General features: G+C 60.9%; 12 protein-coding genes. 3 read left to right on the top strand and 9 right to left on the bottom strand.

Features of this window, described 5'->3' with window-relative positions:
- Positions 1-194 precede the first annotated feature (194 nt).
- The 5 genes from fusA to rpoB all read right to left on the bottom strand — a co-directional run bounded on the left by fusA (position 195) and on the right by rpoB (position 11,152).
- On the bottom strand, positions 195-2,309 hold the full coding sequence (fusA, locus tag M1D89_RS08465; RefSeq protein WP_011775599.1) for an elongation factor G: 2,115 nt from the start codon (positions 2,307-2,309) through the stop codon (positions 195-197).
- A 69-nt stretch (positions 2,310-2,378) separates the two neighbouring features.
- Positions 2,379-2,849, bottom strand: coding sequence for a 30S ribosomal protein S7 (gene rpsG, locus M1D89_RS08460; protein WP_003803829.1), 471 nt, complete (start codon positions 2,847-2,849; stop codon positions 2,379-2,381).
- A 1-nt stretch (position 2,850) separates the two neighbouring features.
- Positions 2,851-3,225: a 30S ribosomal protein S12 gene (gene rpsL / locus M1D89_RS08455; RefSeq protein ID WP_009358312.1), complete on the bottom strand. Its 375-nt coding sequence runs from the start codon at positions 3,223-3,225 to the stop codon at positions 2,851-2,853.
- A gap of 417 nt (positions 3,226-3,642) precedes the next feature.
- Complete coding sequence (locus tag M1D89_RS08450) at positions 3,643-7,542, bottom strand: DNA-directed RNA polymerase subunit beta' (RefSeq protein WP_498649761.1); 3,900 nt, start codon at positions 7,540-7,542, stop codon at positions 3,643-3,645.
- Positions 7,543-7,645: 103 nt separating this feature from the next.
- Positions 7,646-11,152 carry a DNA-directed RNA polymerase subunit beta gene (rpoB, locus tag M1D89_RS08445; protein WP_026005740.1) on the bottom strand — a complete coding sequence of 1,169 codons (3,507 nt, stop codon included), beginning with the start codon at positions 11,150-11,152 and terminating at the stop codon, positions 7,646-7,648.
- Positions 11,153-11,567: 415 nt separating this feature from the next.
- Here rpoB and M1D89_RS08440 point away from each other — a divergent pair, with 415 nt between their 5' ends.
- From M1D89_RS08440 to M1D89_RS08430, 3 genes are all read left to right on the top strand, one after another.
- Positions 11,568-12,767 carry an acetyl-CoA C-acetyltransferase gene (locus tag M1D89_RS08440; protein WP_498649758.1) on the top strand — a complete coding sequence of 400 codons (1,200 nt, stop codon included), beginning with the start codon at positions 11,568-11,570 and terminating at the stop codon, positions 12,765-12,767.
- A complete protein-coding gene (locus tag M1D89_RS08435; protein WP_498649756.1) occupies positions 12,767-13,255 on the top strand; it encodes an aminoacyl-tRNA deacylase in 489 nt (162 codons plus the stop codon). Before M1D89_RS08440 ends, M1D89_RS08435 begins: the two co-directional genes overlap by 1 nt.
- Before the next feature lie 78 nt (positions 13,256-13,333).
- Positions 13,334-14,491 carry an IS30 family transposase gene (locus M1D89_RS08430; protein ID WP_498645340.1) on the top strand — a complete coding sequence of 386 codons (1,158 nt, stop codon included), beginning with the start codon at positions 13,334-13,336 and terminating at the stop codon, positions 14,489-14,491.
- Positions 14,492-14,601: 110 nt separating this feature from the next.
- On the opposite strand, the gene rplL is transcribed toward M1D89_RS08430, so the two are convergent.
- The 4 genes from rplL to M1D89_RS08410 all read right to left on the bottom strand — a co-directional run bounded on the left by rplL (position 14,602) and on the right by M1D89_RS08410 (position 18,207).
- Positions 14,602-14,979: a 50S ribosomal protein L7/L12 gene (rplL, locus tag M1D89_RS08425; RefSeq protein WP_011775604.1), complete on the bottom strand. Its 378-nt coding sequence runs from the start codon at positions 14,977-14,979 to the stop codon at positions 14,602-14,604.
- Positions 14,980-15,055: 76 nt separating this feature from the next.
- A complete protein-coding gene (gene rplJ / locus M1D89_RS08420; protein ID WP_011775605.1) occupies positions 15,056-15,649 on the bottom strand; it encodes a 50S ribosomal protein L10 in 594 nt (197 codons plus the stop codon).
- 300 nt (positions 15,650-15,949) lie between these two features.
- Positions 15,950-17,119: a GNAT family N-acetyltransferase gene (locus M1D89_RS08415; RefSeq protein ID WP_498649753.1), complete on the bottom strand. Its 1,170-nt coding sequence runs from the start codon at positions 17,117-17,119 to the stop codon at positions 15,950-15,952.
- Positions 17,098-18,207, bottom strand: coding sequence for a GNAT family N-acetyltransferase (locus M1D89_RS08410; RefSeq protein WP_498649751.1), 1,110 nt, complete (start codon positions 18,205-18,207; stop codon positions 17,098-17,100). The genes M1D89_RS08415 and M1D89_RS08410 overlap by 22 nt, the downstream gene beginning before the upstream one ends.
- Positions 18,208-18,211: the final 4 nt, after the last annotated feature.

Raw genomic sequence — 18,211 nt, 5'->3', positions numbered from 1 at the left:
CGGCCGCGCTTTTCGCGGCAGAAACTTTAGCAAGTCTACTTGGGGGCTTGGTTTTGGTGAAATTGCAGATTCAGGAACCAATGGTAGTTCCTCGAGCCTGTTTGCGCAGGGGCCGGGCCGCGGCTGTCGCCGCAGCCCCGCCTCAAGCGCTCAGATGCCTTCCCGATACCGGAATTGCATCCGTTACCGGGAGATTACTCGCCGCGGGTTTTCTGGATGATCTCGTCGGCTACTGCCTTGGGGACCTCCGCGTAGCTGTTGAACGTCATGGAGTACACGGCACGACCCTGGGTCTTGGACCGCAGGTCGCCGATGTAACCGAACATGCCGGACAGCGGAACGTGTGCACGGATAACCTTCACACCTGCTGCGTCTTCCATGGACTGCATCTGGCCACGACGAGCGTTCAGGTCACCGATAACATCACCCATGTATTCCTCAGGTGTGCGGACCTCAACATCCATCAGCGGTTCAAGCAGGACAGGGTTCGCCTTGCGTGCAGCTTCCTTGAAAGCCATACGTCCAGCGATCTTGAACGCCATTTCCGAGGAGTCAACGTCGTGGGACGCGCCATCAATCAGCGTGGCCTTGATGCCGACAACCGGGTAACCGGCCAGGACGCCGTCGTTCAGTGCATCCTGGATACCAGCATCAACGGACGGGATGTACTCGCGCGGAACGCGGCCACCAGTGACCTTGTTCTCGAACGCGTACAGCTCGCCGGAAGCGGTGTCCATGGGCTCGATCGCAATCTGGATCTTTGCGAACTGACCCGAACCACCGGTCTGCTTCTTGTGCGTGTAGTCAAGGCGCTCAACGGCGCGCTTGATGGTTTCGCGGTAAGCAACCTGCGGCTTGCCAACGTTTGCCTCGACCTTGAATTCGCGGCGCATGCGGTCCACCAGGATGTCCAGGTGAAGCTCGCCCATGCCGGCGATGATGGTCTGGCCCGTGTCTTCGTTGAGGGAGACCTGGAAGGTCGGGTCCTCAGCGGAGAGCTTCTGGATGGCCGTGGAGAGCTTCTCCTGGTCACCCTTGGTGTTGGGCTCGATGGCAACCGAGATCACGGGCTCCGGGAAGCTCATGGATTCGAGGACGATCTGGTTGTTGGCATCGCACAGGGTGTCGCCCGTGGTGGTGTCCTTCAGACCGATGGCTGCGTAGATGTGGCCAGCGGTAGCGCCCTCGACGGGCATTTCCTTGTTGGCGTGCATCTGGAACAGCTTGCCGATGCGTTCCTTCTTGCCCTTGGTGGAGTTAACCACCTGGGCGCCTGCCTCGACGTGACCGGAGTACACGCGGACGAAGGTCAGCTGACCGAAGAACGGGTGTGCAGCAATCTTGAAGGCGAGGGCCGAGAACGGCTCGTCTGCAGACGGCTTGCGGGTGAGTTCCTTCTCTTCGTCGCGGGGATCGTGACCGATCATCGGCGGGACGTCGAGCGGGTTCGGCAGGAAGTCAACAACGGCGTCAAGCATCGGCTGGACACCGCGGTTCTTGAAGGCAGAACCACAGAAGACCGGGTAGAGCTCAGAGTTGATGGTCATCTTGCGGATGCCGGCTTTGATCTCTTCGAGGGTGAGTTCTTCACCTTCGAGGTACTTCTCCATGAGCTCTTCGGAAGCCTCGGCCACAGTCTCAACGAGCTGTGCACGGTACTCTTCGGCCTTGGCCTGGAGGTCCGCCGGGATTTCCTGCACTTCGTAGGAAGCGCCCATGGTGACGTCACCCTTTGCGTCGCCAGGCCAAACCAGGGCGCGCATTTCGAGGAGGTCAACAACACCGATGAAGTCGTTCTCGGCGCCGATGGGCAGCTGCATAACCAGCGGCTTGGCACCAAGGCGGGAGATGATGGTGTCTACGGTGAAGTAGAAGTCAGCGCCCAGCTTGTCCATCTTATTGACGAAGCAGATACGCGGAACGTTGTACTTGTCAGCCTGGCGCCAAACAGTCTCGGACTGCGGCTCCACGCCTTCCTTGCCGTCGAACACTGCGACTGCACCGTCGAGGACGCGCAAGGAGCGCTCAACCTCAACCGTGAAGTCAACGTGGCCCGGGGTGTCGATGATGTTGATCTGGTTCTTGTCCCAGAAGCAAGTCACGGCGGCAGACGTGATGGTGATGCCGCGTTCCTTTTCCTGTTCCATCCAGTCAGTCGTCGAAGCGCCGTCGTGCGTCTCGCCGATCTTGTGGTTCACACCCGTGTAGAACAGGATGCGCTCGGTAGTGGTGGTCTTGCCGGCATCGATGTGGGCCATGATGCCGATGTTGCGGACCTTATTAAGGTCGGTAAGCACGTCCTGTGCCACGGGGTCTCCCTTTCGGATGGACTACACGTTCGCCGCCGGCTCAGTGAGCCGGCGGCGTCCGGAAAGTTTTTACCAGCGGTAGTGTGCGAAGGCCTTGTTGGACTCGGCCATCTTGTGGGTGTCTTCGCGACGCTTCACAGCGGCACCAAGACCATTGGAGGCATCCAGGATTTCGTTCTGGAGGCGCTCGGTCATGGTCTTCTCACGGCGGGCCTTGGAGTAGCCCACGAGCCAACGCAGAGCGAGGGCGGTGGAGCGACCCGGCTTGACCTCAACCGGAACCTGGTAGGTAGCGCCACCAACACGGCGTGAACGCACCTCGAGGGAAGGCTTGACGTTGTCCATGGCCTTCTTGAGAGCGGCAACGGGGTCGCCGCCGGACTTGGCACGTGCACCTTCGAGTGCGCCGTAAACGATGCGCTCTGCGGTGGACTTCTTGCCGTCGACAAGAACCTTGTTGATCAGCTGCGTGACCAACGGGGAGCCGTAAACGGGATCGGAAACTAGCGGCCGCTTAGGGGCCGGACCCTTGCGAGGCATATTACTTCTTCTCCATCTTTGCGCCGTAACGGCTGCGAGCCTGCTTGCGGTTCTTGACACCCTGGGTGTCGAGTGCGCCGCGGACGATCTTGTAGCGGACACCCGGAAGGTCCTTAACACGACCACCACGGACGAGCACGATGGAGTGCTCCTGGAGGTTGTGGCCAACACCGGGGATGTAGGCGGTAACTTCTACGCCACCGTTGAGGCGCACACGTGCCACCTTACGGAGAGCCGAGTTCGGCTTCTTGGGGGTGGTGGTGTAAACGCGGGTGCAAACACCGCGGCGCATCGGGCTGCCCTTCAGCGCGGGAGCCTTGGTCTTGGAGACCTTCGGCGTGCGGCCCTTGCGGACCAGCTGGTTAATCGTAGGCACTTTCGTGTTCTCCGTTGTTTGATCTCTGCCCCCACACACAGGCGCCAGCCAGTGTAAACGTGGGAACTTTGGCGTTGCTCGTGCAGCCGGCCGAAACTCCGGTAGGCGTGCAAAAGTGCGGCATTCGTTGCGCATGTTGCCCGCAACCCGGAAACAGGCTCCACCCAGCACCATGAGAACAAAACCAAAATGATGCTGCGGCGGCCTTCATCCACTGCCACACAGAACAATTACCAAAAGTCTAGCACGGCTTGATCTGGCGCCTTAATCGGGTGTATGGAGGACGACGGCGCAGACGGGCCGCCGCCGTCGTCCTCCACTCCCCCGGGTCATCGCGCGGAAGGCTGCACGCTTTAACAGGCCGGACCCCGCACTCAAGAGTGCGGGGTCCGACCTTTACAGCGTCAACTTACCGGTTCAGCGGAAGTCGTTGCCGAGGTCGTAGTCATCCAGCGGGATGGCGTGGAACTCGGGAGCGCCGTCGCCACCCAGGGCGTCATAGGAGAAGTCGGTGAAAGCGCTGGGGCCCGTGAACAGGCTTGCCTTTGCTTCTTCCGTCGGCTCCACATTGACCTCTGTGTAGCGGGGCAGACCCGTACCAGCCGGGATGAGCTTACCGATGATGACGTTTTCCTTGAGGCCGAGCAGAGGATCGCTCTTGCCTTCCATGGCCGCCTGCGTCAGGACGCGGGTGGTTTCCTGGAACGAAGCTGCGGACAGCCAGGACTCGGTAGCCAAGGAAGCCTTGGTGATACCCATGAGTTCCGGACGACCCGAAGCCGGGGCCTTGCCCTCCGACACGACGCGGCGGTTCTCGTCCTCGAAGCGGGCGCGCTCTGCAAGCTCACCGGGGAGCAGGTCGGAGTCGCCGGATTCGATGACGGTCACGCGGCGCAGCATCTGGCGGACGATAACCTCGACGTGCTTGTCGTGGATACCAATACCCTGACTGCGGTAAACGCCCTGAACCTCGTCCACAAGGAACTTCTGTGCGGCACGGGGGCCCATGATGCGCAGAACCTGCTTCGGGTCCACCGGACCGTTGATCAGCTTCTGGCCGACGCTGACGTGCTCGCCATCCTCGATGAGGAGACGTGAACGGCGCAGCACCGGGTAGGCAATCTCTTCGGAACCATCGTCCGGAGTGATGACCAAGCGCATCTGGCGCTCGGACTCTTCGATGGTGATGCGGCCGGCTGCTTCAGCAATCGGTGCGACACCCTTCGGAGTACGGGCTTCGAAGAGCTCCTGGATACGGGGCAGACCCTGGGTGATGTCGTCGCCACCGCCGGCGGAAACAGCACCACCGGTGTGGAACGTACGCATGGTCAGCTGGGTACCGGGCTCACCGATGGACTGTGCCGCGATGATGCCCACGGCCTCGCCGATGTCCACGGTCTTGCCGGTGGCCAGCGAACGGCCGTAGCAGAGTGCACAGGTGCCGACCTTGGACTCACAAGTGAGTACGGAGCGGACCTTGACCTCGGTGATGCCTGCAGCCAACAGCTGGTCGATAACGACGTCGCCGCAGTCAGTGCCGCCGGCAGCCAGGACGTTGCCCTGGGCATCGACGACGTCGACAGCCAGCGTACGTGCGTAGGCGCTGTTCTCGACGTTCTCGTCCAGGACGAGCTCACCATTGGAATCCGGCACGGCGATCGGGGTGACCAGACCGCGTTCGGTACCACAGTCCTCCTCGCGGACAATGACGTCCTGCGAAACGTCCACCAGACGACGGGTCAGGTAACCCGAGTTGGCGGTACGGAGAGCGGTATCGGCCAGACCCTTACGGGCACCGTGCGTGGCGATGAAGTATTCCAGAACCGACAGGCCCTCGCGGTAGGAGGACTTGATCGGGCGAGGAATAATCTCGCCCTTCGGGTTGGCCACAAGACCACGGATACCCGCGATCTGGCGGACCTGCATCCAGTTACCACGTGCACCGGAGGACACCATGCGGTTGATGGTGTTCATCGGGGACAGGCTGTCGCGCATCGCCTGGGCGATTTCGTTGGTCGCCTTGTTCCAGATTTCGATCAGTTCCTGGCGACGCTCGTCGTCGTCGATCAGGCCCTTGTCGTACTGGCCCTGGATCTTGGCAGCCATGTTCTCGTAACCGGCCAAAATGGCAGGCTTGGAAGTAGGCACCTCGATGTCGGAGATGGCAACCGTGACACCCGAACGGGTGGCCCAGTAGAAACCGGCGTCCTTCAGGTTATCCAGCGTTGCCGCGGTAACAACCTTCGGGTAGCGCTCGGCGAGGTCGTTGACGATCCGGGACAGTTCGCCCTTATCAGCAACAGCCTCGACCCACGGGTAATCCTCGGGCAACGTCTGGTTGAAGATGACCTGGCCCAGGGAGGTTTCAACGAGAGCCGGCTGACCGGGCTCCCAACCTTCCGGAGCTTCCCACCCTGCGTAAGGCACGAAGTCGTCCAGACGGATCTTCACCTGGGAGTTCAGGTGCAGATCACGGGCGTCGTACGCCATGATGGCTTCCGAAACCGAGGAGAAGATGCGGCCTTCGCCGGCGGAACCGACGCGCTTTGTGGTCAGGTGGTAGAGACCGATGATCATATCCTGCGAAGGAAGGGTCACCGGACGGCCATCGGACGGCTTCAGGATGTTGTTCGAGGACAGCATCAGGATGCGGGCTTCGGCCTGGGCTTCCGGGCTCAGCGGCAGGTGTACTGCCATCTGGTCGCCGTCGAAGTCAGCGTTGAAGGCGCCACAAACCAGCGGGTGAAGCTGGATTGCCTTGCCTTCCACAAGCTGCGGTTCGAAGGCCTGGATGCCGAGGCGGTGCAGGGTAGGTGCACGGTTGAGCAGCACCGGGTGTTCGGTGATGATCTCTTCCAGCACGTCCCAAACCTGCGGACGGTAACGCTCGACCATGCGCTTTGCCGACTTGATGTTCTGTGCGTGGTTGAGGTCAACCAGGCGCTTCATCACGAACGGCTTGAAGAGCTCCAGGGCCATCTGCTTGGGCAGACCACACTGGTGCAGCTTCAGCTGCGGGCCAACGACGATGACCGAACGGCCGGAGTAGTCAACGCGCTTGCCGAGGAGGTTCTGGCGGAAACGACCCTGCTTGCCCTTGAGCATGTCGCTCAGGGACTTCAGCGGACGGTTGCCCGGACCCGTAACGGGGCGGCCACGACGACCGTTGTCGAACAGGCTGTCAACAGCTTCCTGAAGCATCCGCTTCTCGTTGTTGACGATGATCTCCGGAGCACCGAGGTCAAGCAGTCGCTTGAGTCGGTTGTTGCGGTTGATCACACGGCGGTAGAGGTCGTTGAGGTCGGAGGTCGCGAAGCGGCCACCGTCCAACTGGACCATCGGGCGCAGTTCCGGCGGGATCACCGGAACGGCGTCGAGAACCATGCCAAGCGGGCTGTTGTTGGTGGTCAGGAACGCGTTGACAACCTTCAGGCGCTTCAGGGCACGGGTCTTACGCTGGCCCTTGCCGTTCTGGATGGTGTCGCGCAGTGACTCGGCTTCAGCCTGCATGTCAAAGGTCTCGAGGCGCTTCTTGATGGCCTCGGCACCCATGGAGCCCTCGAAGTACAGTCCGTAACGATCGCGCAGTTCGCGGTAAAGGCCTTCGTCACCTTCAAGGTCAGCGACCTTGAGGTTCTTGAAGCGGTCCCAAACCTGCTCAAGGCGCTCGATGTCGGCGTCGGCACGCTTGCGGACGTTCGCCATCTGGCGGTCAGCAGAGTCGCGGGCCTTCTTCTTGTCGGCAGCCTTGGCGCCTTCGCCTTCAAGACGGGCAAGCTCGTCTTCAAGGTCGCGGGCGATCGTGGCGATGTCGCTGTCGCGGTTGTCCACCATCTGCTTCTTCTCGAGGTCGTGCTCGACCTGGAGGTTCGGCAGTTCAGCGTGACGGCTTTCGGTGTCAACGCTGGTGATCATGTAGGCAGCGAAGTAGATGACCTTCTCGAGGTCCTTCGGTGCCAGGTCCAAAAGGTAGCCCAAGCGCGAAGGAACGCCCTTGAAGTACCAGATGTGGGTTACAGGCGCGGCCAGCTCAATGTGGCCCATGCGCTCACGACGCACCTTGGCGCGGGTGACTTCAACGCCACAACGCTCGCAAATGATGCCCTTGAAGCGGACGCGCTTGTACTTACCGCAGTAGCATTCCCAGTCGCGGGACGGGCCGAAGATCTTCTCGCAGAAGAGGCCGTCCTTCTCGGGCTTGAGCGTACGGTAGTTGATGGTTTCCGGCTTCTTGACCTCACCGTAAGACCATCCGCGGATGTCTTCCGCGGTGGCGAGGCCGATCTGCATGAGGCCGAAGGAGGATTCGCTGGACATATGGTCCCTGTTCTCTCTTGTTCTCTAAATTCTGAAGTCTTGGTTACGGGAAGAGGGAGTTGTTCCGACGGACAGTTGTTGAGGCTGCCCGCCGGAACAGCTGCTAGACCTCTTCTACGGAACTGGGCTCTGCACGAGACAGATCGATGCCCAGTTCTTCCGCAGCCGTGAAGACTGCGTCATCAGAGTCACGCATTTCGATCGTGGTTCCATCGGTGGAAAGAACTTCCACGTTCAGGCACAACGACTGCATTTCCTTGATCAAGACCTTGAAGGACTCGGGAACGCCAGGCTCAGGGATGTTTTCGCCCTTGACGATGGCTTCGTAGACCTTCACACGACCATGGATGTCATCCGACTTGATCGTGAGGAGTTCCTGAAGGGTGTAAGCGGCACCGTAAGCTTCGAGCGCCCACACTTCCATTTCACCGAAGCGCTGGCCACCGAACTGAGCCTTACCACCCAGCGGCTGCTGCGTGATCATGGAGTACGGGCCGGTGGAGCGCGCGTGGATCTTGTCGTCCACCAAGTGGTGGAGCTTCAGGATGTACATGTAACCGACGGAGATCGGATCCGGGAACGGCTCGCCGGAGCGGCCGTCGAACAGACGGGTCTTACCGGAGGAGTCGATCAGGCGGTCGCCGTCGCGGGTCACGTTGGTGGAGTCAAGCAGGCCCGTGATTTCTTCTTCGCGGGCGCCGTCGAACACCGGGGTGGCAACGGTGGTCTGGCCGGTTTCACGGGGCAGGTTCGGGAGGTTCTTAACCCACTCCGGCTCGCCTTCGATCTTCCAGCCGGTCTTGGCTACCCAACCGAGGTGGGTTTCCAGAACCTGGCCAACGTTCATTCGGCCCGGAACACCCAGTGGGTTCAGGACGATGTCCACCGGGGTGCCGTCTGCAAGGAAGGGCATGTCCTCGATCGGAAGGATCTTGGAGATAACACCCTTGTTGCCGTGACGGCCGGCGAGCTTGTCGCCGTCGGTGATCTTGCGCTTGGCTGCAACGTAGACGCGGACCAGCTGGTTCACGCCCGGGGGCAGTTCGTCGTCGTTGTCGCGGTCGAAGACGCGCACGCCGATGACCGTACCGGACTCGCCGTGGGGAACCTTCAGGGAGGTGTCGCGGACTTCGCGGGACTTCTCACCGAAGATCGCGCGGAGAAGGCGCTCTTCCGGGGTCAGCTCGGTTTCACCCTTAGGGGTGACCTTTCCGACCAGGATGTCGCCGGCTTCAACCTCGGCACCGATGTGGATGATGCCACGCTCGTCCAGGCCTGCAAGGACTTCCTCGGACACGTTGGGGATATCACGAGTGATTTCCTCGGCACCAAGCTTGGTGTCGCGGGCGTCAATTTCGTGCTCCTCGATGTGGATGGAGGAAAGTACATCCTCAGCAACAATGCGCTGGGAGAGGATGATGGCGTCCTCGAAGTTGTGGCCTTCCCATGACATGAATGCCACGAGCAGGTTCTTACCAAGGGCGAGCTCGCCCTGGTCCGTTGCGGGACCATCAGCGATGATGCCGCCAACTTCCAGGCGCTGGCCTTCGCTGACCAATACGCGGTGGTTGTAGCAGTTGCCCTGGTTGGAACGGGCGAACTTGTTGATGCGGTAGTTCGTCTCAGTACCGTCGTCGTTGATCATGACAACCAGCTCGGCGGAAACCTCTGTGACCACACCTGCCTTCTTCGCGATGACAACGTCACCGGCGTCGACGGCTGCTGCGCGCTCCATGCCGGTGCCCACGAAAGGAGCCTCGGAACGGACCAGGGGCACGGCCTGGCGCTGCATGTTGGCACCCATGAGTGCACGGTTGGCATCGTCATGCTCAAGGAACGGAATCAGGGCGGTTGCCACGGACACCATCTGGCGCGGGGAAACGTCCATGAACTGAACGTCGGCAGCGGGAACCAGGACGGGCTCGCCTCCACCACCACGGGCACGGACGAGAACGGTCTCTTCCGCGAACTTCTTGTCAGCATCCAGCGGAGCGTTGGCCTGTGCGATCAGGACCTCGGCTTCGTCGTCGGCCGTCAGGTACTGGACTTCGTCGGAAACGACGCCCTCGGAAACCAAACGGTACGGCGTCTCAATGAAGCCGAACGGGTTGATGCGGCCGTAGGATGCCAACGAACCAATCAGACCAATGTTCGGGCCTTCAGGAGTTTCGATGGGGCACATACGTCCGTAGTGGGACGGGTGAACGTCTCGAACTTCCATGCCTGCACGGTCACGGGACAGACCACCCGGGCCAAGCGCGGACAAGCGGCGCTTGTGGGTCAGACCCGAGAGCGGGTTGTTCTGGTCCATGAACTGCGACAGCTGGGAAGTTCCGAAGAACTCCTTGATAGCTGCCACGACGGGACGGATGTTGATCAGTGTCTGCGGCGTAATGGCCTCGACGTCCTGCGTGGTCATGCGTTCGCGGACGACGCGTTCCATACGGGAAAGTCCGGTGCGGACCTGGTTCTCGATCAGTTCGCCCACGGCGCGGATGCGACGGTTGCCGAAGTGGTCGATGTCATCGACGTCGACGCGAAGCTCGTGGTCTTCGCCGTCGCGCTTGCCCATGAGGGTCTTCTCGCCGGCGTGAAGCGCAACGAGGAACTTGATCATGGCAACGATGTCTTCAACGTGCAGGACCGATGCTTCCTTGTCACCAAGGGAGCGGTCGATGCCGAGCTTGCGGTTGATCTTGTAACGGCCAACCTTGGCAAGATCGTAGCGCTTGGCGTTGAAGTACAGGTTGTCCAGCAGGGACTGGGCAGCCTCAACTGTGGGCGGTTCGCCCGGACGCAGCTTGCGGTAGATGTCCAGAAGCGCGTCTTCGCGGGTCTCGGTGGCGTCCTTCTCCAGCGTTGCACGCATGGAGTCGTACTGGCCGAACTCTTCCAGGATCTGGCCTTCGGTCCAGCCGAGGGCCTTCAAGAGAACCGTGACCGACTGCTTGCGCTTGCGGTCGAGACGAACGCCGACCTGGTCGCGCTTGTCGATTTCGAGTTCGAACCATGCACCACGCGACGGGATGATCTTCGCAGTGAAGATGTCCTTGTCACTGGTCTTGTCAGCGGTGCGCTCAAAGTAGGCGCCCGGCGAACGGACCAGCTGGGAGACAACGACACGCTCGGTGCCGTTGACGACGAACGTTCCCTTTTCAGTCATGAGGGGGAAGTCGCCCATGAACACGGTCTGCTGCTTGATTTCGCCCGTGTTGTTATTCATGAACTCGGCCTTGACATACAGCGGGGCCGAGTAGGTGGCGTCACGGTCTTTACATTCGGCCATGGTGTACTTCGGGTCAGCGAACTCCGGCTCGGAGAAGCTCAGGGACATAGTGCCCTGGAAGTCCTCGATGGGGGAGATCTCTTCGAAGATGTCGGCAAGTCCGGAGGTGGTGGCGACGCTGAGGTCGCCCTCCTCGACAGCCTTCGCTACCCGCGCCTGCCAGCGTTCGTTTCCGACCAGCCAGTCAAAGCTGTCCGTCTGCAGGGCGAGAAGATTCGGAACATCAAGTGGTTCGTGAATCTTTGCGAATGAGAGGCGGCGGGTGGCACCATCGGTGCTTGCCGTGTTAGCGGTTTCGTTATTAGAGGTGCTCGAGGCGACCAAGAGGGATCCTTCCACAGACCTTCAGGCGTTTTCAGATCTCCCCCGTTTGCATCCTGCAGAGTGCTCCGCAGGATACTTGTTCCGGTTCCGCTATATGACCCGGACCCAGTCCGCTTATGACAGTGCACGTTTCGGAACGGCACGTCAATGACGCAGCTGAGAGGTAAAGCCCACCGCTATATGAAGGCTGAAGGTTAACAGGGAAGACGCAAATATCTACGATACGGCAAAGCAGCCTTTCTGTCTACCCCAGATCGTCCGTGATTGCAAGCACGGTTGCTGCAGGCACCAATGCCAGGCATGTACCTGAGGAAGCCGCCATGGAATGGGAGGAACGGCACAATTGTTGAAGAGGTAGGCTGGCGCGCGCTCCGCGATAGCCTTGCTACACCACTCCCGGATCGGAAGAGAGACCATGACCAACTCCGCTGACGACAATGATGTTGTCATCCTTGCTGCTTCCCGTACACCACAGGGTCGGCTCAACGGGCAATTGGCGGGCTTCACCGCCGTCGACCTCGGTGCTCATGCCATAACTGCCGCACTCGCGGCCAGCGGTGTCAAGGCCGAACAAGTGGACGCTGTCATCATGGGCCAGGTCCTTCAGGCCGGTGCAGGCCAGAATCCCGCCCGACAGAGTGCCATCGCCGCAGGCGTCGGCTGGAACATCCCCGCCGTCACCATCAACAAGGTGTGCCTTTCCGGCCTCACAGCCGTCATTGATGCCGCACGCATGATCCGCAGCGGTGATGCCACAGTGGTGGTTGCCGGAGGCCAGGAATCCATGACGCGCGCGCCGCACCTCCTCCCGGGATCCCGCCAGGGCTGGACATACGGAGCCATCCAGGCCTTGGATGTCGCCGCTCACGACGGCCTCACCGATGCTTTCGACGGACAGTCCATGGGATTGTCCACGGAAACGAAGAACGTCACGCTCGGGATCGACCGCAAGGCCCAGGATGAAGTTGCGGCAGCCTCGCACCAACGCGCTGCCGCTGCCATCGCGGACGGAACTTTCGACGTCGAAATCGCTCCGGTAAGCGTCAAGCAGCGCAAGGGCGATCCCCTGGTGCTCACCACGGATGAAGGCATCCGCCCCAACACCACAGTGGAGACGCTGGCACCGCTCAAGGCCGCATTCGCCACCGACGGCACCATCACGGCCGGCAACTCCTCTCCCCTGTCCGACGGCGCCTCCGCACTGGTGCTGACCAGTCGCCGCTTCGCAAAGGACAACGGGCTGGACTACTTGGCTGTTGTTGGAAAGCCCGGGCAGGTCGCAGGACCTGACAACTCGCTCCACTCACAGCCCTCCAACGCCATAGCGCAGGCGTTGAAACGCGCCGGTTGGACGGCGGAAGACCTGGACTTCATCGAAATCAATGAGGCCTTCGGTTCTGTGGCCGTCCAGTCCCTCAAGGATCTCCGCTACCCCTTGGAGAAATGCAACATCCATGGCGGGGCCATTGCCTTGGGCCATCCTATCGGGGCCTCCGGTGCACGGCTCGCGTTGCATGCGGCACACGAGCTCAGGCGCAGGGGAACCGGAAAAGCGGCTGTCTCCCTGTGCGGAGGCGGAGGCCAGGGTGAAGCCCTCCTCCTTTACCGCGACTGATGACTGAGGAATTTAGGCCCGGGGACGGTGCCGAACGGTTCTTGTCAGACGCCGCCGCGCGCGGCCTGGACGTTGACGTCGTCGAGCGTCCAGCTGCCCGCAGTTTGGAAGAGGCTGCCGACATCCTGGGCATCAGTCCGGCGGACATCGTGAAGTCGTTGGTGGTCAAACACCGTGATGGCAGTTTCCTGTTCGCACTCATTCCGGGGGACCGCCAGATCTCCTGGCCCAAGCTGCGAGCTCTGGTGGGGGTCAATAAACTCTCGCTCCCCCACGCCGACGTAGCTCTGGCCGCCACTGGCTACGAGCGTGGAACCATCACTCCGCTGGGCAGCACCACACCGTGGCCTGTGTATGCCGATGCCACCATTACCGGGCGCCGTATCTCCATGGGCGCCGGGGCCCATGGCCGGAGTGCTTTCGTTGACGCGGACGCACTCACAGCAGCCTTGGGTGCGGTAGTAGCCGACATCAGCGAACCCAACTAGGTAGCAGTTGAGGTCGTTCTGACAGCGCTGAATCATGCGGTGATCGCAACACCTGATTATTGAAGGGTGTCGATTGCCATGGTGAAGTTCACGAATCGTTTGGTTGCTGAGGTTGTCCAGTCGTTCTGGCAGCAGGTTGCGGACGGTGCCCGTTTTGAAGATGCTGGTGCGTTCGTCGGGTGGTCCGTAACGACGGTCCGCCGTGAGCTGAGGTCCTCAGGAGGGGTCCGGCCCCGTCGGGGCCGGACCCTGACCGGCCGTTCCCTATCGTTCCAGGAGCGGGAGTTGATCTCGTTATGGCGGGGCAAGGAATCGGTCCGTGAGATCGCCAGACGTTTGGGTCGTTCCCCGTCAACGATCTCCCGGGAGCTCCGGCGGAACGCTGACAAGGTCTTTTTCTACCGGGCTACCACCGCCCATGCCCGCGCCCACGCCCGGGCAGCCAGGCCCAAGACCGCTAAGCTCAACAGCAACAAGCCCTTGCGCCTGGAAGTCGAAAAGCGGCTCGAAAAGAAAGACTCACCGGTCCAGATCGCTGGCAGACTCCGCAAGGACTTCCCGAACAACCCGGAGATGTGGGTGTCACACGAGACCATCTACCAGTCCCTCTATCTCGAGTCCCGGGGCGGGCTAAAGCGGGAACTGGTCAAGAACCTGCGCACCGGCCGGACCCTGCGCAAACCCCAACGCCGCCCCGACGAACGCCGCGGCAGAATCCAGGACAAGGTCATGATCGCCGACCGTCCCGCCGAGGTCGAAGACCGTGCCGTGCCAGGGCATTGGGAAGGGGACCTGATCGTAGGCAAGGACGGAAAAACCGCCATCGGCACCATCGTGGAGCGCACAACCGGGTTCGTGATGCTCCTCCATGTCCCGACCGGTCAAAACCGTGCCGAGTCTGTTCGGGATGGGCTGATCCGCAAAATGGGCGCCCTTCCCGACGAACTGAGGCTCTCACTGACCTGGGACCAAGGCACCGAAATGCGCAGGCACAAGGAAGTGAAGATCGCAGCCGACATCGACATCTACTTCTGCGATCCCCACTCACCTTGGCAACGCGGCTCGAACGAGAACACCAACGGGCTCCTGCGCCAGTACTTCCCCAAAGGCGCAGACCTAAGCATCTACAGCCAAACCGACCTCGACTACGTCGCCCACGAACTCAACGACAGACCCCGCCAACGATTCGACTTCTGCACCCCCAATGAGATGATCAGAACCTTCCTGTTGCGATAACCGCTAGAAACCACCAGCTCAGAACGACCTCAACTGCGACCTACTTGGGTGCTTTAAACGCAGGAAGCCCCGCCCGGCGAACCGGACGGGGCTTCCACAAGCAAGACGAGTTACTTGAGGGTAACCGTTGCGCCAGCTTCTTCGAGCTGAGCCTTTGCCTTCTCGGCAGCTTCCTTGGTGGCGCCTTCGAGAACAGCCTTCGGTGCGCTGTCAACCAGGTCCTTGGCTTCCTTGAGGCCGAGGGAGGTGATGGCGCGAACTTCCTTGATCACTGCGATCTTCTTGTCGCCAGCAGCTTCGAGAACGACGTCGAATTCGGTCTTCTCTTCAGCAGCTTCAGCAGCACCGCCGGCAGCGGGGCCAGCAACTGCAACAGCAGCAGCCGTAACTTCGAAGGTCTCTTCGAAGAGCTTGACGAACTCGGAGAGCTCGATGATGGTCAGTTCCTTGAAAGCTTCAATGAGCTCTTCGTTGCTGAGCTTCGCCATGGTGGCGTCCTTCCATTAGTTGGTGCAGATCCGGGCTAAGCCTGTCCATGCACCAGAGTTTGATTGAGGGGAGAACTTAGTTCTCTTCGGTTGCAGCTTCAGCGGCTTCGGCCGGAGCCGCAACCTCTTCAGCAGCAGCCTCTTCAGCGGCCGGGGCTTCTTCAGCGGCCGGTGCAGATGCGCCGCCCTCTTCTTCAAGCTTGAGGCGCAGAGCGTCGATGATGCGTGCAGCAGCGGATGCGGGAGCCTTGAGGACACCAGCAACACGTGCAAGCTGCAGCTCGCGGGACTCGAGGGCTGCCAGTGCGGCAACTCCTGCTGCGTCCAATGCCTTGCCTTCGAAGACGCCGGTCTTGATAACCAGCTGCTTGTTGGCCTTGGCAAAGTCCGTCAGGCTCTTGGCAGCAGCAACAGCGTCACCCTTGATGAAGGCGATTGCAGTAGGGCCGGCGAGCTGATCGTTGAATGCTTCAACTCCAGCTTCCTTGGCTGCAATGGCACTCAGGGTGTTCTTGACGACCGAGAACTTGGTGTCCTGGCCGAGCGCAACACGCAGTTCCTTGAGCTGTGCAACAGTGAGCCCGCGGTATTCGGTCAGGACAGCCGCGTTCGATTCCTTGAAATCGTTGGTGATCTCTGCAACTGCGGAGATCTTGCTAGGCGTTGTCATAACCCTCCTTCCGGGGAATAAAGCCGGTCTTCCGGGTCCCCGCTCACGAGAGCTAAAACTAAAAACGCCCCGCGCAGATGCACGGGGCTTGGCTCAACACAGTTTTGATCCGTGGAGACTTGCTTCGTTCACCTGCGCCGGCCGCCCTATGTTCAGGGTCCTTCGTCAAGGAATTCACTTTTACCTCAAGGGCGTAGCTACAGAATTGAGCTGTGCTCGAAAGAGTGGATTCCCATCAACCGACGGTCTTTGGTACTTCAAGGTTACGGGAGAGAGTTCGGCAAACCAAATCGGCCCTGCCTAGTCTGACGAAGTAGCGCCTGTGAGCCTGCCCGGAAGCTCCTTCTGCCACAGTCCGGTGACACCCGCGGTGGTAAACCCCAACTGCTTGTTCACGGTCAGGAGGTATCTGTTCTCCGGGGCGTTCCAGGTATAGATGACCCGGGCGTCCGGAAACTGCTCACTCAGCCGTTCCATGTTGGCAACCTTGATCAGCAAGCCGAGCTTGTTGCCCCGATGGTCCTGCAGGACCAAAGTATCGTCTTGGAAAACCACGTCCTGGCGGTGCGCGAGGACACTGATGGTTGTCAGGCCCACCAGCCGCCCGCTGTCCACATGCTCGACGGCGGTCACCACCGTACGCCGGCCCTGCGCCAAGGCTGCATCCTCGGTTTCGCGGAGTACCGTTGCATCGAAGACCATTCCGCTCGCTTCCACTTCAGGCGCGTCTTCGTCGCCTTCGTCACGGACTACCTCGCCAGCAGCATTCTCCAGTGCAGCCACGGCCTCCAGCCAGGCCTCGGGGCAACGGTCAGTCCAGTGGTGCAGCGTGTAACGGCCGCCGTTGGCTTCTTCGGCTTCAAGCTGCAGATCCCCCACCAGCTTGGAATCCAGGGGCAGCACGCATGAACTGAACTGTTCGATGTGCTGAAGGGTGTACCCGGCCCGCTTGGCGAAGTCCACCTCCCTGCTGCTCTCAGGAACAAAGCCAGCGCCGCTGCCCGGGATCAACTGATCCTCGGGTATCTCAGTGAGTGAAGTTGCCGGGTGGTTGGTGTCCACCAACGCCATGGTGCGCCCCTCCGCCCGGGCGAGCTGCTCGGCGGCTTCCAGCAACTGACGGCCAACACCCTGCCCCTGGTACTCGGGCAGGATGTCCAGGGTGAACTCGGCCAGATCCAGGTTGTCCGCCAAGGGCAAGGCAATATCCACTGTGCCCACAATGACGCCCGCTACCTTTGCCACCAAAATGATCTGGCGCTCGTAGGGATCCGAAAACTCCAATAGCTTTTCCAAAGGCGTATAGGCGAGGTCGTCACTCCCCCACGTCTCCATACGTACCCGGCGCCCAACTTCAACGGCGTCCAGGAAATCAGCGGCGTCGGGGCTGTCCAGGGTGTCAGGCACCCACAGCTGCTCGACTTGAACGGTCTTCGCCTCGTCTACAGTCATTCCAGCCGTTTCTGCCATTCGCCTTCAAAGCCGGAAGGCTTGAATCCAAGGGCGATATTTATGGCCAGCATATGTCGGTTTTCATTGGCGTTCCATGTCATTACCGACGTGGCGTCCGGCCATAGCTCCTCCGCCCGCCGAAGGTTGGCTATTTTGACCAGCATGCCCAAGCGATGGCCCCGGTGCCTTGGAGCCACCAAAGTGTCCTCTTGGTAGATGACGGCAGGCAAGGTCGCACGGTGGGTAAGCACGGTATAGGCAGCCAGTTCCCCGGTGGCATCATGACGGGCCACCGCCACCACGGAATCAGACCCTCCGGCAACCCACGTTGCCTCCTCTTGCCGAACGCGGCCAGCATCCCACTGCTCACCTTCCCAGCCGAGCCCGGCAATAGGCACCTCAGTGCTCATCAGGCTCTTGAGCCGGGCGAACACATCCACCAACTCATCAGGACAGTGATCCTGCCAGGCAATGAAGCTGTAGCCCGCTGCCCTCTGCAGTGCCCCTACTTCGAGATCCTGCAGCAGTGCTTCCGGGACGGGCAACGGCAGCGTGCTGTTCGTTTCCACTTGTTCCAGCGAATACCCGTGACGGACAGCGAATCGAGTCGATGCAGAGTTCACCGGCACCCCACCCGTTCCGGACTTTGCCTCGAGCAGTTCAGCACCTGCCTTCACAGGAGCTATGGGCTCCCCGCAATAGCCGTCAAAGGAAACCCGACCCCGCTCACGGGCCAGTTGCTCCAGCCTCCCGAGGACCCTCGTCCCGATGCCTCGCCTTCGATAGGCAGCGTCCACCAAAACGTCCACGCCCGCCGTCGTCGTGTTTTCGCTAAGGGGCAGAGTCAGGGTTCCGCTGCCTACCGCTGCTCCATCGAGGCGTGCCAGGAAGACATGCCGTTCTTCGTATTCATTGCCCTGCCAGAACAGGACAGCCTCAGCCAGAGTGGAGCAACGGTCCAGGTTGCCCCAGAGATCCATATGGTGGGCAACTTCCAGGTCATGGAAGGCTCGGAAATCGGGCTCCCCCTTCGCGTCAGGGCCTTTCGGGACCGGGATACGCTCCACGGACAACCCGGAGATGGCGGAGGAGTTCGACGTCGGCACGCAC

It is taken from the genome of Arthrobacter sp. D3-18, from assembly GCF_054408525.1.
This window is presented reverse-complemented; position numbering and strand designations above follow the sequence as displayed.

Bases quoted from the DNA above. Each gene is read 5' to 3' on its own strand.
- rpsG (WP_003803829.1), bottom strand. From the start codon at position 2,849: ATGCCTCGCAAGGGTCCGGCCCCTAAGCGGCCGCTAGTTTCCGATCCC.
- M1D89_RS08415 (WP_498649753.1), bottom strand. From the start codon at position 17,119: ATGGCAGAAACGGCTGGAATGACTGTAGACGAGGCGAAGACCGTTCAA.
- rplL (WP_011775604.1), bottom strand. From the start codon at position 14,979: ATGGCGAAGCTCAGCAACGAAGAGCTCATTGAAGCTTTCAAGGAACTG.
- M1D89_RS08435 (WP_498649756.1), top strand. From the start codon at position 12,767: ATGACTGAGGAATTTAGGCCCGGGGACGGTGCCGAACGGTTCTTGTCA.
- M1D89_RS08440 (WP_498649758.1), top strand. From the start codon at position 11,568: ATGACCAACTCCGCTGACGACAATGATGTTGTCATCCTTGCTGCTTCC.
- rplJ (WP_011775605.1), bottom strand. From the start codon at position 15,649: ATGACAACGCCTAGCAAGATCTCCGCAGTTGCAGAGATCACCAACGAT.
- M1D89_RS08450 (WP_498649761.1), bottom strand. From the start codon at position 7,542: ATGTCCAGCGAATCCTCCTTCGGCCTCATGCAGATCGGCCTCGCCACC.
- M1D89_RS08430 (WP_498645340.1), top strand. From the start codon at position 13,334: ATGGTGAAGTTCACGAATCGTTTGGTTGCTGAGGTTGTCCAGTCGTTC.